A 16,022-nucleotide genomic window follows, 5' to 3' on the forward strand; every position below is an offset into this window, starting at 1 on the left:
CGTGATGGCGATCCTGAGCCGTGAAGGTCAGACTTATGCCAGGATGCAATTCTCGGCAGGTCCCGGTGGCCATTGTCGCTTGCGCTGGCGAGTTGACTGGGAGTCCTGGCCACGTGAGCTTACTAACAACGTGCTGACCGAATTCCGAGATGCCTGGCAACAGGAGTATCGACAAAATGTTTTACCGCAAACCTTACACCATTTTGGAATTCATCCAACCCACACTCAACCAGAACTTCTCAATCCAACTCCCCAGATATCGGATCTGGATACCTGGGATGAATCGTTCTGGACTTCCTTAGGAGATACGCTTAATGAACACATCATTCCCTGATCGGGATATTCGGCAACGCGGCTTGGTTCCTGCTGACAAGTTATCCAGACTCCATTTACTGGTGATCGGCGTCGGGGCGATTGGTCGACAAGTTGCACTGCAACTTGCGACTCTTGGCGTGCAAAGAATGACCCTGGTGGATCACGATCATGTTGCTGAGGAGAACCTGGCTGTCCAGGGGTACAGGCCAGATGATCTGGGACATACCAAGGTCCAGGCCACAAGCACGCTTTGTCTGCAAATCCTACCGTCACTTCAAATGACGATGCTAACTGAACGATTTCGACGCCAACCCGGTTGGTCTGCGGATTCCGACAGGATCCCAGTAATTATGGTGTGTGTAGACAGCATCACGACAAGGAGAATCATTTGGGAAACATTAAAAGGACGTTTCGCACTTCTTGTCGACGGACGCATGCAGGCAGAGGTCATGCGTGTTCTGGCACAGGATGAACGGACGAATCCGCAGCATTATCAGAACTCGCTTTTTAGCGAATCTGAAGCTCAGAGCGGCCCCTGCACTGCTCGCTCGACTATCTACACCGCTTCAATCGCCGCTGGCTTGATGATCGCCCAGTTGGTTCGATGGCTTCGGCAAGTACCCTTGATCCCCGATCAAACTCTTAACCTGTTGAGTGGTGAACTGATCATTAACGAGTAGTTCGTTACTACCCAGCGTAACACCCCATCCCTGCCTGGAATACCAGGCAGGTTTTTTCATTTCTGGAGGAGAAACGTGTTAACACGTGGCAATCGTAAATTAGGACTGAAACACATCTGGGGATTTACCCTCCCCTCGGGTACGGATGCAGTCTGCCCGGGTCGCACCTCCATCTGCGCCCGATCTTGTTACGCTTTGCGCCTGGAAAAGTTGCGTCCCAAAGTTCACAAGGCCTATCAACGTAACCTGGTGATGACCAAACGCCGAGATTTTGCTCAGCGAATGTATTACTTTGTCCGGGCCATGCGGATAAGGACTGTACGCATCCATATCGGCGGAGATTTCTTTTCGGAGGAGTACGCCCGAAAGTGGCTCCAAGTTATTGAGAAGTCACCTCGAACCCATTTCTACTTCTACACCCGATCCTGGCGTATTTCACCAATTTGCGTCGTATTGGAAGAAATGGCTTCTCTGCCCAATTGTTCAGCTTGGTACTCCTGTGACAGCGAGACGGGGTTGCCAGCCAATGTGCCGCCACGGGTTCGACTCGCCTGGCTGCAGCTAGATCCTCTCGAGCAGATCAATTCCCCAGTGCATCTGATCTTTCGAGATTATCCACTGCGCAAGCATCCAGTTACACATTCTTCAGATGCGCATATTTGCCCAGAACAAGATGGACTGAGGCGGAAGCAACGAATCACAAGTGAATCATGCCAGTTCTGTTTCATGCCTAGAGTAAGTAGCCATTCCAAGCGAGTACCATTAGGCATGCTGAATGATTCGGGTAAATTGTAATTCTTGTCCGGCGGCGCCGCCGAAAACTTCACGCGATCTGCCTGTATCGACTGTCGGTACCTGATTACATCTTCATTCAAAACACAAATGAATTCTGGCTGCGATGTAACCATTGCACCGCTGTTTCATTTATCTCGTTACCATTTAGGAGAACACGATGCCCGCGAGGCAAAAGTTAAATGCTGTATCACTCTACCTCTGCCTGATTGTGGGTGCGATTGCAGCCCTGGTTTCTGGGTCTGGATCCGTATTCTGGATAGTTTCCGGGATACTGGTCATGATTGCCCTGCATTCTGGGGCGTTTCGCCCTACAAGTGGGAAAAGGCAGTAACCCCACCAGCCACCTCGTACCTATTGCGAGGTGGCTTGAACTTTGGCCTAATCAAGACTCTATTTTTTTAGCCATTCTCCGACAGCTTCAACCATTCTTAGTTTTGCAAGGTTGAATCTGCAAATACGCGGTTAAATGGCTTCCCATGTCGAGTAGTTTTTACTCGTGATCGAGCGAGCTTTGATCGCATAGAGTTCGTTATCTTTTGCGCTAGCTGGTTCTTTCGTTCCAGCATTACTTGGATGGTTACCAGAGATTTGAGACCTCGCTCGTATCGAACCTGGGCGGAGTCATATTGTTTTTCGAGATGGCGGATTAAAGAAAAGTTTGTTTTCTGTTTTACTGATGCTTCGGTGTATAACATTTCAGCTAGATAAACTTGTAGCCAGAGAATGGAAAGCCTCTCGGCATGTGCCACTTCCAAAGCACTTCCTCCCCCTTTCCACTCGTTTTTCAGTTTTTTTAGTTTCCGTTTCAGCGATACCTTCTGTTTGACATTATCACCCAAGTAGGCTGTTAGAAGATGGTCGATCGATTTCTGAAACATGTCTCCATGGAGATCCCAGAGATCAGCTTCCTTCTCCATCATTTGCTCAAGCTCATCTTCACTAACACTTGCATTCTGCGTTGTGCTGGCCTCCTGTTCTTTAGTTTTCGGATGTTCGTTAGTTGGATTCGGTGATGGAGTCGCGTTCATAGCTTCCTTCCCTGGACGTTTGAGTCGCCAACTACTCCCATGCAGATGGAAACCTGCATTGTTCAGAGTCAACATAGTAAGCGTTGACAGGCACTTGTCCCATAACATGGAAGTTAATTCAAGATGTTCGTGATACTGCTGCAGTTTCTTCATTTCATACCTCGAACGAACTCTCTCCTGCCTATTCACTTTTACTTCTAGTTCAGCCAACGCCGCAAGATAACCATTACCATAATATTCACGCACCACACGGCCATGAACACGTCGGCTGCGTGTGTAATACTCTCTCCCACCCTTGCGCTTTTCCCACGCCATGTTTTGGCTACCCACTTGTGTTACATTTTTTCAGAAATACCGCTTACTATATCTAACAGTTCTACTGTTCTGATCAATCGTATTTCCAGGCATTTCCGCAACAATTTTCGATATTATACACCACTCGAATCATCATTTATTCATAATTGAATCGTATGTAAACTGTCTTATTCTGTCTCATTCATAGCTATTCTGTCTGGATCTAAATTCTTATTCATCAGCAACCTGTCTTGTTGGTAGTTATAATCAGATGTATATTCATACGTGATATGGCGGGGACATACTTTGCCAATCATTTCTCGGATGGGGGGAAGACAAATGATTGACATCGATAAAGAAAAATTGATTCCTATTCGTAAATCAGGTAAATTGTTTCCTGGCAATCCTCATGCATCAACCGTTTATCGGTGGATCAAAGCGGGAATGAACGGGTGCTTTCTGGAGACCAGCATGGTTGGGGGGAGGAGATTCACTTCCCAGGAAGCCGTTAAGCGCTTCATAGTAAAACTGACCCAGAAAGCCGATGGCCGTTATAATCGTGAATTCGAGTTTTCAAAGGAAGAACTGGAGCAAATGGGTTCACCACGGGATGACAATCTTTGGTCTGGCAACTTTGGCGAAATCGAATTACCTATTGAATAATCAAGCGATCTATCAAGGAAGGGGCAATTCTTGGCACCGACGAAATGTGATACCAGGTTTGCCCCCTTCGGCGAAAACCATATCGGGAGGCTCTTTGCTCAAGAAATGTTAAGGCAAATTGTTGTAACGCCTCATCAGTTTGGAGTATTTTATCGGTGAGTGCCTGTAATTCCTGTAGATTATGAGTTATTTCAGCTTCCTTCTCCTTGATCCGCTTCCTTAGATATTTCTTCTGCTGACTGATAAATTTTTCCTCCTCACGGCTACTCATTTCATCTAACTGCTGACTAAAGCATAATTCTTTTTCTTGTTCCTTATCCCGATTCTTCCTAGGCATGACATCCTCCATATATGCGTTTCTTGTTCATCATTACACTACACATGTGTACCACAATCGATTTGTGTATCCAATACCAACAAGTCAGACACGTTACTGAACTATTTCAGCCGAAGTGGCACAGATGTAAGTGAGAGGAGTCGGTAACAGGCAGCCAGCAAAAGAAGAACGAGTGATGCAAGAAGAATGTCTGGCAGTTCATCCAAGAAGTGGTTCAGGATCCCTTACACGATTGATACTTGACAGCACTATCGTGCAGGCCCACAGCACGGTGCGGGTATGAACGGTAGAGAAGATGACCAGGTGTTGGGACGATCCCATTGTGGATTTGGGATAAAATTCCACTCATCCTCATATGGATTGAGTCAGCTATGACGAATGTCTCCGTCCCGGGCAGGACATCAATCTTACCGTGGAATTGATGAGTGTCCCTCCGTTGAAAGAAGGCATCGCGACAAAGGATACGGCAGCAACGGGCTAGTGGAAATGTTCGAATTATGTGGCGCATGCGATCATCCGCCACGATTCAACCACTAAACACCAGGGACTAGGACCAGCATTGCTACTAATGGAGACGGAACATCGTAAACAATGTGTCTATCACTGAAACAATGCTGACATGTGGCGATCCGATAAGAGAAGACAACTCGACCTTTCACTGCATGGTGCTCTACGCCGCGATCACCTATTGGCACAAGTGATTCCCAGATTGCCTACCTCAGTGGCATGAATCAATAAGGTCTAACTAACCATTCCGAGTGTGCCATAGTGGTTGAGAAGCCTGATGTTGAATTCCGGCGGCGCCGCCGGAACTGAGTTAGTGATTCTGTAATGTTTTACCCGCAGTGGCACAGGTGGTAAGTTAGAGGGAGTCGGGTCTGGTTGCCATTGAAGAATCATGAGACTCCATGAGTGAGCGTAAAGAGCGTCGGCATTGGTTGCCGTCGGAGAAGTTGCGGATTGTGCTGGCGGGATTGGATCGAGGGACGAATCTGTCGGAGCTGTGCCGTCAGGAAGGGATTAACATCACCCAGTATTACCAATGGAAGAAGCAGTTGCAGTCGTCGGCGCAGGAGATCTTCTCCCGGCAGACGACCAGTAAAGAAGAGCAGCTGTCGGCGGAGGTGCAGCGGTTGCGTAATGTGATCGCGGAGATCACGACGGAAAATTTGGAGATAAAAAAGGGGCGCTGGGTTTAGAGGACTACGGCCAGTTGCCGGTGGAGCTTCAGGAGCGAGTGCATCAGGAGGTGCTCAAGACAAAGGCACGAAGCAGCTGGCCGGTGAAGAAGACGTTGCTGGCGTTGGGGATACCGTGATGAGCGAGGGGAATTGCAGGCCAGGCCGGAGATTCGGTCGGACAATGGAAGCGGGTATCTATCGAAAGAGTTCCGCCAGGTGCTGGAGGAGAATCGGCTGAGCCATGTGAAGATCAAGGCGAGCTGCCCGGAGGAGAATGGCTTGATGGAGCGGAGCAACCGTATAGTGTGAGAAGCCTGGGAGCAGGAGATACCTCCGGAGGATGTGGAGTCGGCGTTGGACTACTACCGAGGCAACCCGGAAGCCTTGAATGAGGAGAGTCGTGTGAGGAGAACTCGCGTGCGAAGGTGATTTCCTCGGTAGCTATGGTGCTCACAACAAACTGCGGATAATCGTGCTTTTCCGAGATCTCTTTGCAAGCTCGCCGACCATGCTTCAAGAACTTCGAGGCTCAAGCTCGATGAGTTGGTTCCAGATTTCCCTGACATCAGTTTGGAAATCATCAATCCTATCAGTTGAGATTTTATCTCAATTTTGAGATTTACTCGCCTGGTCGCGTAAATCTTAGTTTTGAATCGAGAGTATCATCTTCCTCGAAGGAAGAGCAAGACCCTCGGGATGTGGTTGGTTTGTTTTATTTGACAGGATCTATGACCTCGATGGATCTTTTCCCTCGGGGGGTGATTTGGATCAATTTGGCGCGATTTTTTATCAATCAAAATATCACGCCCCGCGCTTCGCGGGGCGTGAATTTTTTGGTGGTATTAAATAAGACATTAAGACTTAAAGAACTAAAAAGAACTAACCCCTGAAGTATTGACCGTAGGTCAATACTGGTATGTTGCGCCGTAGAAGACAGCCTCTCTAATAACTAAATTAAGTCTTTGTAAATAAACAACTTACGCGACATCTAACACTTCACCGTTGAAACTGGAGATTTCATGACTTATAGGACTCTCTACCATCCACGAAGACCGTACGTATGGTTCTCCATCGGTTCGTCCTGGAGACCGTGTTTGAGACAAAAAATCAATCCCAAGGTCGACTATGTCGGGAAGCCGTACGACGACAAATCAGCAACGCTCGGGCTGTCCGAGGCGTTCCGAAAAATCGAAAACCGCAGCTTTACTATGTACTCTAAAATTAATGCCTACGCTCAAAAGATAAAAAGCGTGTTATCAGAACATGTTCTGAGAAAGGTATCCCGTCTGCATCATTGCCCGCCCAATGGTGGTTACCGATCTTACTCGGATATGGGTCGCCATCCGTGCGGATCTGCGTTGCTGTGTCCTTACTGCTGGGTTCGAAGAGTATCCTGGCCGTTGATGCGAGGGATCATGACTGGAATTGCCAACTATTCAAAAATTACCAGGATTGCCAAGCACTATAAGGCAGGCCGTATTGTTCGGTTCGGTGTCGTGGTGAAAGTTGCCACCTGCCACGCACGGCCGGCTGATGTTCTCAAATACATGTCATCAGTGCTGGGGCGTATGGTGAAGTTCTTGAAGAGATTGAAGGGTCACCAACGTCCGCCCGGGATACGCGGTGCAGTCATGACTTCCACATTGCGATACGGTAATGATGGATTCTGGCACATCAGGTTTCGAGGTGTCGGCATCCAGGACTTCGAAGGTAATAAATACACTCCCTATAACGTCAACAGCGCGCTGCTGCTGTCTGCGAGGCATACCTGCGGGAAAGTGATTCCAAGGCCCGTCGACAAATTCTGCCATCAGGTTGATGTGGAAAGAAAGACAGTCAATCGCACTTTCCTGAAAGCGGTGGCGTGGGCTGCCAGGTTTCAGGACATTTCGGCGGCGCCGCCGAACGTCCTGCTCTCCATACTTCGACGCAAGACGAAGTATCGTCTGACCAGACGATTTGGAGTCTGTCATCGAAGATTCAATAAGATCAACCCTAATCTCAAGGCCCTCAAACAGGCCTTCGAGATGGAAGCAGAGTACAGGAAATTCGTGGAGAATCTGACTCATGAACAGAGCGTTTGTAGTGCTGAGGCAGGGGCACCGGCCGATTGTGCTACAGGAGAAGAGCAAGGCTCAAGAGAAGAGCAAGGCTAAGGAAGTGTAAAAAGACGAACTTCATACAACCCGTGCATTTGTCGCAAACTTCTAGACTTAAACTTCCGGTATTTCTCAGGCTGATCCTACAAAATATTTGCCATAAAGATAATCAGTTACAGCTTTAGGTACTATTGTCTGCCTGACATAATGCTTTCTAGCAATTTCATTTGGAGTGTGCCCCAACCAAAGTTGTGCGGTTGATAAATCAAACTTCTCTGTTATCAGAGTTGCACCAGTCTTTCTGAAATGACGAGGGCTCAATGAGATGTTGCTTCCATTGATCGTCCGACGCCAATATTGGTAAACGAGATCTTTGTTGACAATTTGATCCCCACGCATGCATTTCTCATAGAGTTTAGCGCCAGTTTCACTCAGCAAAAGATGCAAATTGTCATTACATGCGGCTTCTTTTAGGCAGTCTAAGGTTTGCGGCCATAGATGATGGGTAACAGTAAAGCCTTTGCCAGCCTTTTTCATTTTCGATCGACGTCTGGTGATGGTGCCTTTTTGGAAATCTACTTGGTTCTTCTCGATATCCGAAACATCTGCCTGTGTCATTCCACAATTCAGCATGAGCAGGAAGCAAGCCTTGTAGATTGGGTGTTTTACCTGTAACAGTATTTTGGAAATCTCAGCTGGCTCGAAGACCTTTGGATCGCCACAACTAGTATCGAATCTAAACTCTTTGCTTTTCATTTTCCTGGGCAAATGGTCTATGTGCTCGTTGTTGTATGCCCAATGCAAAAGAGCGAGTCCAAACTGGAATACCTTCTTGGCATAGATTCCTGACCATCCTTCCTTTTTTGATTTTAACCTCTCCACCTCCTTCGACTTGCAGAAGTCATACCATTGCTTGACTTTGGACTGAGGGAAATGTTCAAGGTTAGTCTCTTCACCAAAGACTTCTTTGAATAGCTGCATCGTGCGACTGAGATTATTGAAATCAGTAGTTGATTGGCCAAGTTTGAGGCAGTTTGATTTCTTTTCTTTGAGAAATTGATCCGCTAGATAACCGAGAGACTTGGATCGTGGCGTGACTTCAATGAGTTTTTCGAGGGTTTTCATGTCAACCGAATAGCCGAGCCTTTCTTTACCGTGTTTGTCCGTGAATGCCCTGTCTAGGTTCTGCTGTAAGATACCTCGGATGCACTCTTTAATGCCCACAGTTTCAGCTTCCGGGAGGCGTCCCCTATGAGCAATGAGTTCAATCGTTTTCAGATAGGACATCATTACTGCAGGAAGGGAGTTATCCCACGAACTATTCCCGCGACTAAGTCTGTATTCTTCATAACAATCATCAACCAACTTTGGTGAAACAATAGGTTTGGCTGGTCTGTTCTTCAACTTATTAATGTGATCTTGAGCACGCATTGCCTCATCTATCAAGCCGGCGGAGTGAAGCAGTGCTAATTCGCGACGAGTAGCATTGACGGAATCTGCGTGCGGAAGCTGGTCCTCTTTAACTTGAGCCAAGCGCATTTTTATATCTTGGAAATGTTTATTTGCCAAAGGATAGGAATCAGATTGAGTCCATAAGGTGTTATCCTTCAATCCAAGATCTGAGCACTTTACACGATATCGTGTCCCTTCAATCATCTTGGTCCATCGATAGTGTGGAGCACCTTCCCAGGAGCCTGCTTTTCTGTATCGTTTCATGAGTGTTCCATGCTCTCGACAGGAGGGTGAGTTAGTGATGCCAATGCGACTTGGAAAAAATGGGGTAAATCATGTGGGGTAAAATGCTGTTATAGGTATCAATTTACCCCAAAGACATGCAAAAATCCGCTTAAAATTTACACTTTTGCGATTCCTAAACCGTAGGTCACAGGTTCAAATCCTGTCGGGAGTAATTGAGAAAATCCATGATTCGAACAGTTTGTTGCCTGCTGTTATGCTGTCCGCTGCTCCAGGCTCAAACCGTCAAGACCAGTGATTATCGAGCAGGCTGGGTCACGCTGCCCAAGCCCCCTGCACTGGTTTATCATTCGCATGTTGGCAGCAATCCGCAACCTCCAGCAGTGTACGAATGGGCCTATTCCCTGGTGGATGACACAGGCAGAATCAGCCCGATGTCGCCTTCCGTCAAAATCAACGCACCACGCAATTACACCATCAGCGTCAAACTGCAGGATGGCATGTTCACACGGGCCTGCGCCTACGTCCTGTGGTCGCGGCGGGTAGGTGGCAGTTCACCACTGGGGCCAGCAGGAAATGGCGAACTCGAATGGCGGTCCAACGGCGCCAATAAAGCTCAACAACCTCGACCGTTTCTTGCCTTGACGGGGTTACCCGATCATAGCTTGCGTGCTCGAGCCATCCAGCCAACCATCCGCTGGTATGCGGGCAATTTCAGCGAGCGATTCGAAGATGAAACGTTTTTCCCACGATCAACCGTCTTGGCAGCGCCGGACCATCCACCTCTGATCACCGTTTACCACATCCCCAACAGGGCATACGAAGTCTGCTACACCTGGGTAGGCAATGAGGGAGAGTCTCCTCTTTCGGATGTGATTACGGTTCTCCCCAATTCAGAAAGCGAGGATTTCAACAACCCTTTCTGGCTTCAACGACCTGGTTGCCCGCCACAAGGAGCACTCGGATTTTACCTTTACCTCAGAGTAAAAGGAGAATCCAACTGGCATCGGCAGCCCAGAAGACACGTTGACAAGTATTCCACTCGTGATGATTTTCTCTGGGGACTCACCCAGATCAAAGTGTCAGTTGATCGCTTTGTTGAGAGTAAGCAGTCACCTGCCACCCGACAGGGACGCTCCTGGCTTACCAGTCTGCAGCAGGCCATCGAGCAAACCAATCAAAGCATCCTGGTGGATTCTCCTCAGGAGCTGCGTTGCCCGGTGATCATGCCATTTCGGGCCGGCCAGTCGATGCGACGCACCATCTCAGCCTTGAATGGTGCATCCTGGGATCTGACTACGGTCAAGCCCTCACCGGGCACTGCCCTGCCCTATCCCACCGAATGGCCGATGTGGGTTGAGACATCGCAATACACCCGGCTGGTAGGATGCAACATGGAATCCTCCACGGCGGAATGCGGCATTGATTTCCTGAGTTACGATGGCTCCACCTGCTTTCACTTCCGTGCTGAGCGATGCTCGATCAAACTGTGGCGATCATTGATAGGCAGAAAGTATAGTGCAGCCATCAGGCAACTGGCCCATTTTGAAGGGGCACATACCTGCAGCGAACCAATCTTCATCGATTGCGACGTCTGGGCCAGGCATGGTGTGGTGTGTGAAGGAGGCCAGTCAGCCAACTGGGAAGTGAGGTCAATGAACGCAGTCTCCGCTGGCGGACTGGAATCGTCCATCCTGAGCATTAACAATTCCGGTTCATTTTTAGTCAGTGGCCGCATTACGACCGATGGTGCACGAGCGTTTATTGCTGCGGTAAACATTCGGCAGGTTACGGTAGAAAACTGGTATTCTGATCGAGGTTTTCCATGCTGGGTTTGCTTCAGCACTCCCAATACTGCAACCACTCTTAATATCACTGTAAACCAGATTAACCACTGGCCTTCCAGTGATGGCGCGCAGGGCGATTGGGATTGGTTGCATGTTGCGGAAATGGCCCAAGCCGGCGAACACATTGCCAAGCTGAGAATCACAGGACTGGCTGCCAACCATTACCGAGCAGATAGCCGTGGACAACCCTTCGAAGGTGGCGCTCCCCGGTGCCGGATTTTCTGTCCTCGTTATGCAGGACTTGATTACCGCCTGCCCAATAATTCACTGCTCAGCCAACTCAAGGTGCACGAAGAATCACGTCAGTGGTGGAACACGCATGGCACCGAGTTTCAATATCCCATCGTGGGCATGGTCTGGCACAGTTACCAGAGCCAGTGGGATCACGGGAAGGATGCAGCCCAACGCAGACCCGAAATCAAAACGCGCGACTAATTATTCGGAGTCCTGTACGAACTGCATATCTGAATAACGTTGTCCCGGATCGTATGGGCATAACGCTCCAGATCGAGATCGTCCTCATCATGACCAAATGGATCTTCAATGTGACTGTCGATCATTTCTATTCCCATCAGGAAGAAGCATACCAGCAGTAACACCGGTATGCCTTTCCAGCCGAGATAGGAAATGGTGTACCAGGGAGCAATCAGCAGGTGCAGGAACAACCCTGTCCGCAACATGGCCTTGTATGAGAACGGAATGGGTGTGTTATCAATGCGTTCGCATGCTCCACAGACATCCAGCAGTCCGTTCAGATGCAAATCCATGTTTCTGAACATGAACTCATTGATTTTGCCTTCCCGTAACCACAGCGCAGCCTGCTGATGCAAGTGCTTGGCGATATATGCCGGGATATGAGCAGGCATCGCGGTCTCTCCTTCGAGCCCTGGAAAATCCTGAAGTCGATAAGTGTCTTTTCTCAAGTGTTTTTTCAGACTGAAAGGAAATGCCGTTAACAGTTCTACTGCTCTGGTATTTTTCAGTTCATCAGGTGGAAGGTAAGCAAACCATTTGGCAGCAAGGTTGCGGCTATCGTTGACCAGTTGCCCCCAGAGTCGTCGGCCTTCCCACCAGCGGTCATAAGCCGTTCTGTTCCGAAAGCCCATCAGCAGGCTGAGAATAATGGTATTGATCAGCGATGCTTCTGTGCCAAGTTCATTGATGTGGAAACCCGTTAAGTCGAGCACCAGCCAGGTAATCAGGCAATAAACCAGCACAATGCTTAGCCACATTCCCAGTTGAGATGCAATGGAGAGAATGAAATGCAACTTGAGCCATGTGATCAGGTATTTCATGATACCTCATTGATACTAACGACTGGCTGCTTGCCTAGAGTTATCAGTACCGCAAAGACTTTGAAGCATGAGTGGCGAGTAACATTGCATCACCTGAGCCTGCTTGACAGGTGAGTGGCTACTGCTAAAATTGCAGCAGATGGCCCTATCGTCTAGAGGCCTAGGACGTAGCCCTCTCAAGGCTAAAACGGGGGTTCGAATCTCCCTAGGGTCATTTGTGCAGGAAAGCCGGTTTCCTTGTGGAAGCCGGCTTTTGTTCTTCACCGAGGAGGCTTGAGTGGCCAGTGCCAAGCCATCAGCATCGTTGCAGGTACATTTGCTGCCCGGTCTGGTGGATGCTTCGGCACTTCGGGGTGGTGTTGTCGTAGTCATTGATGTCTTGCGTGCCACGACCACTATGGTTCATGCCTTTCATGCCGGTGTGACCAGTCTTTACCCTGTTAGCGAAATACCGGTTGCATTGTCGCTGGCGGAAGAATTAAAAGAATCAGGCGAAAAGGTACTGCTCTGCGGCGAGCGAGAGTGCCTGCCTATTCCCGGCTTTGATCTGGGCAATTCGCCGAGCGATTTTACCTGGCAGCGGTGTCACGATCAACTGCTGGTGATGACCACCACCAACGGCACTAGAGCTATGTTGCATGCCCGGCACGCAGATCGTGTGCTGGCTGCAGGCTTTGTCAATTTCAGTGCCGTCTGCGAAAATCTGCTGAACGAAACCCGGCCCATTCATTTTCTCTGCGCAGGTTCCAATGGTCACATCTCACTGGAGGATACGTTGCTGGCAGGAGCTTTAGTTGCAGCCTTGATGCCGCATCTGAAGGCTGAACTCAACGATAGTGCCAGATTAGCCTGGGACACGTTTGAATGTCATGGATTGCTGTTGGAAGAAGCATTCAAACTTTCAGGTGGCGGACAGCAACTGATCCAAGCTGGCCTGAGTGAAGATCTTGAATGGGCTGCTTATGTTGATCGACTGATGATCGTTCCCGAGATGCGCTACGATGGCAAGCAGCGCATTTATTTTCAGATAGGCTCTGTTGGGCTTGAACGAAGATTGTGGCCCGGGAAATAAGTCCAGTGCTGCTATTCAGGCATGGTTTCCTTCGCCTGTTTCCAAACTGGTCCATACACTTCCTTATCAAATGGCGGGCAGCCGGTAACAAACTGTCCCTCGGCATTATGTTTGGATCGCATGAGGGCAGTGCAATAACTGAAGGTACGGCAGACACGCTTGCGATCGAGTTTGCCATGATCCATCAGTTGTTTGGCGAAATCAGGTTGCGACAGTGAAGCCCGGCCAACTCCAACTAGACTGATTTTGCCCTGCTGAATACTGGCTGCACCGGCGTTGAAGAGAAACTCCTGCAACCAACTGTATCCACTGCCAACACAAGGTAATTGCGGGTAACTGAGTTGCACTTGCCCCGCCAGATGTAGGTGCCGATGAACACCCTCCAGCGGATGTTCCGGCGTTGCGTAGCCATCGGGTGGCGGATATTCGAACGGCCTTAAATAATGTGGTGATGCATAGGGGTTGCCCATCGTCAGATTGAACAGGCTGACACCCAACGAATGCATCTCGCCAATCCATTGCACAGGCTCATTGAGATCGGGCATGTCAGGTTGAGATGGGTTTACTCCCCAATAATTACTCAACGGCAATGTACAGCAAACAGCCTGCCCTTTGTTATCTGACATTCGCTTAAAAGGAATACCATCAAACAGATTTATACGACTGGCAAGGATTAACGAGGGAAGTTCCTGGCGACAACGGCTCAGTATATTTCGTGCAAGCCTGGTTCGATTTTCAAAACAACCACCATATGGACCAGGCCTTGTTCGGGCTGAAAGCAACTCGTTCAGCAAATAACGATGACATTGCTTGAGGTCGACAAACTGAAACCCGGCACGATATGCAACATGTGCTGCTGTGACATAGTCATCTTCAAGCCTCTTCAGATCTTCATCACTGAGATATCGAGCCGGTGATTTCAGTCTGGCATCCAACAGTTCATCATGACAAGCAATCAATGGCTGTTGATAGGAATAGCGACCGGAATGAGTCAGTTGCAAACCAATCAGCAGATCATCATCTTTACCAAAGGCTTCGAGGTGAGCATTTCTGGTTAGCTCTGCCAGCCGGGCCAGGCTGGTCAAATGACTGACATCAGCAATCAATTGCCTTGAATTGGCTCGTGCCTCAGGCACTACTGCAGCAGCTTCACCCCAAATGAGCTTGGCGCCACCAGAACCAAAGCGTCGGTAACGGCGTTCGGTCAAGTCACCCGGATGTCCATCCGTGGTTCCATCACAACCTTCCATGGGATGGATACACAAACGGTTGCCCAATACCTTGTTGCCGATGGTCACCGAGGTAAAGAGAGGCGACAAATCATCTTGAAAAACCAGGTCGACTTTAAGGCGGGCACATTCCTGACGCAGTTCATCAAGAGTTTTGAATCTGAAATAATGCGCCATAACTTGCCTGCTGGTAAATCACTGAATGCAGTAGAGTTTTTCATCCGTTCGCAGATAAAGCTTACCCAAATAAGGCGTAGGTGTAGCCAGTGTTCTACCAGGCAACGTATTCTTGCTTAACTCTTTGAAGGCTGGCCCAGCTTCCACCACGAAACAAGTGCCTTTCTCATTGAGGCTGTAAATCTTGCCGTCTGCATGTAGCAGTGATGCCGAGTGGCCACCACTCAGTCTTCCCTGCCAACGCTGCTCACCCGTTTTAGCATCGAGGCAACTCATGACACTGAAATCAGAAACCATGTAAAGTGCATCACCCACAATGACTGGTGAAGGCGTGGCAGGTACGCTCCGAGGTACCGTCCAGGCGACATGCGTTGGGGTTACATCGCCATTGCCTCCCGGCTTAATAGCCATCAGCTTGGGAGATTCATAACCGGTGCAGATGTAAACTAATCCTTGATGATACAGAGGACGAGGTATCTGCGAAAACCCCCTGTATCGAACCCTCCACAGTTCCTTGCCGGTGTAGGGATCAAGTGACATGACTACTTCACTACCCTGGCAGATTACCTGATGTACACCTTCATGTGTGATAGCCAGCGGCGTACCAAACGAGAACGGCTTGTTGGTTTCAACTTTGCGATCCGTCTTCCAGCGTGTTTTTCCTGTGTTGATATCCAGGCCAATGACAGCCTGGATATCGGCACCATCGCAACAGAAAATCAGAGTATCCTGCGAGAGGCAGGGCGACCCGCCGTTGCCATGAACAGGCTTGTACTGGTACTCCTGATTACTCCACAGGATTTTTCCATCAAGATCAATGCACGCCGTACCCTGATGTCCAAAGTGGGCATAGATGCGGCCATCTTTTAAAATTGGTGTCGGACTGGCATGGCTGTTTTTATTGTGAATTTTCGGCGCACTGGCTGGTTCTTGAAAAACTTCGATATTCCAAATTTCCTTACAATGCTCCGTATCCAGGCAGAGTAATCGTAACGAAAAGCCCTTCTTATCTGGCTTGGGCACTGCCGTGGTGAGATAGATACGACCAGCCACGACGATTGGCGACGACCACCCTTCTCCAGGAATATTGACGGACCAGGCGATATGCTCCTTTTCATTCCAGGAAATGGGTAGTTTACCTTGATAGTGCCCCTGACCGGTAGGTCCACGAAACTCAGGCCAGTCTTCCGCAGCAATCGGTGCTGACAGCAGAAATGGAATCAATAACCAAAGCCTACGCCACATGTTGCTCTGTCTCCCTGGAAGAAAGTAATCTATTTGTTTGAATCATGATGACGATGATCTCATAGCGGGT

The 16,022-nt window shown here is 48.9% G+C and carries 14 protein-coding genes and 1 tRNA gene; 9 read left to right on the forward strand and 6 right to left on the reverse strand.

Annotated features, from left to right (window positions below):
- The first annotated feature begins 314 nt into the window (after positions 1-314).
- Both JNJ77_16585 and JNJ77_16590 read left to right on the forward strand, forming a co-directional pair.
- Complete coding sequence (locus JNJ77_16585; protein MBL8824205.1) at positions 315-995, forward strand: ThiF family adenylyltransferase; 681 nt, start codon at positions 315-317, stop codon at positions 993-995.
- A gap of 75 nt (positions 996-1,070) precedes the next feature.
- On the forward strand, positions 1,071-1,790 hold the full coding sequence (locus JNJ77_16590) for a hypothetical protein (protein ID MBL8824206.1): 720 nt from the start codon (positions 1,071-1,073) through the stop codon (positions 1,788-1,790).
- Positions 1,791-2,218: 428 nt separating this feature from the next.
- Here the strand turns inward: JNJ77_16590 and JNJ77_16595 are convergent, their stop codons facing one another.
- Positions 2,219-2,971 (reverse strand): hypothetical protein, encoded by a 753-nt coding sequence (locus JNJ77_16595; GenBank protein MBL8824207.1) that lies wholly within the window; start codon positions 2,969-2,971, stop codon positions 2,219-2,221.
- 480 nt (positions 2,972-3,451) lie between these two features.
- Between JNJ77_16595 and JNJ77_16600 the strand changes: the two genes are divergently transcribed.
- Positions 3,452-3,775, forward strand: coding sequence for a DUF1580 domain-containing protein (locus JNJ77_16600; protein MBL8824208.1), 324 nt, complete (start codon positions 3,452-3,454; stop codon positions 3,773-3,775).
- On the opposite strand, the gene JNJ77_16605 is transcribed toward JNJ77_16600, so the two are convergent.
- Complete coding sequence (locus tag JNJ77_16605) at positions 3,765-4,112, reverse strand: hypothetical protein (protein MBL8824209.1); 348 nt, start codon at positions 4,110-4,112, stop codon at positions 3,765-3,767. The genes JNJ77_16600 and JNJ77_16605 overlap by 11 nt on opposite strands.
- Positions 4,113-5,020: 908 nt before the next feature.
- Between JNJ77_16605 and JNJ77_16610 the strand changes: the two genes are divergently transcribed.
- From JNJ77_16610 to JNJ77_16620, 3 genes are all read left to right on the forward strand, one after another.
- Positions 5,021-5,311, forward strand: coding sequence for a transposase (locus JNJ77_16610; GenBank protein ID MBL8824210.1), 291 nt, complete (start codon positions 5,021-5,023; stop codon positions 5,309-5,311).
- Positions 5,312-5,443: 132 nt separating this feature from the next.
- Positions 5,444-5,602 carry a transposase family protein gene (locus JNJ77_16615; GenBank protein ID MBL8824211.1) on the forward strand — a complete coding sequence of 53 codons (159 nt, stop codon included), beginning with the start codon at positions 5,444-5,446 and terminating at the stop codon, positions 5,600-5,602.
- Positions 5,603-6,708: 1,106 nt separating this feature from the next.
- Entirely contained in the window at positions 6,709-7,449 is a 741-nt protein-coding gene (locus JNJ77_16620; protein ID MBL8824212.1) for a hypothetical protein, read from the forward strand.
- Between the two features lie 75 nt (positions 7,450-7,524).
- Here JNJ77_16620 and JNJ77_16625 read toward each other — a convergent pair whose 3' ends face one another.
- Positions 7,525-9,108 carry a tyrosine-type recombinase/integrase gene (locus JNJ77_16625; GenBank protein ID MBL8824213.1) on the reverse strand — a complete coding sequence of 528 codons (1,584 nt, stop codon included), beginning with the start codon at positions 9,106-9,108 and terminating at the stop codon, positions 7,525-7,527.
- 206 nt (positions 9,109-9,314) lie between these two features.
- Here JNJ77_16625 and JNJ77_16630 point away from each other — a divergent pair, with 206 nt between their 5' ends.
- Positions 9,315-11,369 (forward strand): hypothetical protein, encoded by a 2,055-nt coding sequence (locus JNJ77_16630; protein ID MBL8824214.1) that lies wholly within the window; start codon positions 9,315-9,317, stop codon positions 11,367-11,369.
- Here the strand turns inward: JNJ77_16630 and JNJ77_16635 are convergent.
- Entirely contained in the window at positions 11,366-12,229 is an 864-nt protein-coding gene (locus tag JNJ77_16635) for a hypothetical protein (GenBank protein ID MBL8824215.1), read from the reverse strand. The genes JNJ77_16630 and JNJ77_16635 overlap by 4 nt on opposite strands.
- A gap of 141 nt (positions 12,230-12,370) precedes the next feature.
- On the opposite strand from JNJ77_16635, the gene JNJ77_16640 reads away from it, so the two are divergent.
- Together JNJ77_16640 and JNJ77_16645 are read left to right on the forward strand one after the other, a co-directional pair.
- Positions 12,371-12,443, forward strand: a tRNA-Glu gene (locus JNJ77_16640).
- Positions 12,444-12,506: 63 nt separating this feature from the next.
- Positions 12,507-13,301: a 2-phosphosulfolactate phosphatase gene (locus tag JNJ77_16645; GenBank protein MBL8824216.1), complete on the forward strand. Its 795-nt coding sequence runs from the start codon at positions 12,507-12,509 to the stop codon at positions 13,299-13,301.
- An 11-nt stretch (positions 13,302-13,312) separates the two neighbouring features.
- Here JNJ77_16645 and JNJ77_16650 read toward each other — a convergent pair whose 3' ends face one another.
- Together JNJ77_16650 and JNJ77_16655 are read right to left on the reverse strand one after the other, a co-directional pair.
- Complete coding sequence (locus tag JNJ77_16650; protein MBL8824217.1) at positions 13,313-14,707, reverse strand: NADH:flavin oxidoreductase; 1,395 nt, start codon at positions 14,705-14,707, stop codon at positions 13,313-13,315.
- Between the two features lie 18 nt (positions 14,708-14,725).
- Entirely contained in the window at positions 14,726-15,952 is a 1,227-nt protein-coding gene (locus JNJ77_16655) for a PQQ-binding-like beta-propeller repeat protein (protein ID MBL8824218.1), read from the reverse strand.
- Between the last annotated feature and the right edge of the window lie 70 nt (positions 15,953-16,022).

The organism is Planctomycetia bacterium (genome assembly GCA_016795155.1).
GTDB lineage: Bacteria > Planctomycetota > Planctomycetia > Gemmatales > HRBIN36 > JAEUIE01.

Bases quoted from the DNA above. Each gene is read 5' to 3' on its own strand.
- JNJ77_16630 (MBL8824214.1), top strand. From the start codon at position 9,315: ATGATTCGAACAGTTTGTTGCCTGCTGTTATGCTGTCCGCTGCTCCAG.
- JNJ77_16620 (MBL8824212.1), top strand. From the start codon at position 6,709: ATGACTGGAATTGCCAACTATTCAAAAATTACCAGGATTGCCAAGCAC.
- JNJ77_16585 (MBL8824205.1), top strand. From the start codon at position 315: ATGAACACATCATTCCCTGATCGGGATATTCGGCAACGCGGCTTGGTT.
- JNJ77_16600 (MBL8824208.1), top strand. From the start codon at position 3,452: ATGATTGACATCGATAAAGAAAAATTGATTCCTATTCGTAAATCAGGT.
- JNJ77_16650 (MBL8824217.1), bottom strand. From the start codon at position 14,707: ATGGCGCATTATTTCAGATTCAAAACTCTTGATGAACTGCGTCAGGAA.
- JNJ77_16605 (MBL8824209.1), bottom strand. From the start codon at position 4,112: ATGCCTAGGAAGAATCGGGATAAGGAACAAGAAAAAGAATTATGCTTT.
- JNJ77_16625 (MBL8824213.1), bottom strand. From the start codon at position 9,108: ATGAAACGATACAGAAAAGCAGGCTCCTGGGAAGGTGCTCCACACTAT.
- JNJ77_16610 (MBL8824210.1), top strand. From the start codon at position 5,021: ATGAGTGAGCGTAAAGAGCGTCGGCATTGGTTGCCGTCGGAGAAGTTG.
- JNJ77_16635 (MBL8824215.1), bottom strand. From the start codon at position 12,229: ATGAAATACCTGATCACATGGCTCAAGTTGCATTTCATTCTCTCCATT.
- JNJ77_16595 (MBL8824207.1), bottom strand. From the start codon at position 2,971: ATGAAGAAACTGCAGCAGTATCACGAACATCTTGAATTAACTTCCATG.
- JNJ77_16655 (MBL8824218.1), bottom strand. From the start codon at position 15,952: ATGTGGCGTAGGCTTTGGTTATTGATTCCATTTCTGCTGTCAGCACCG.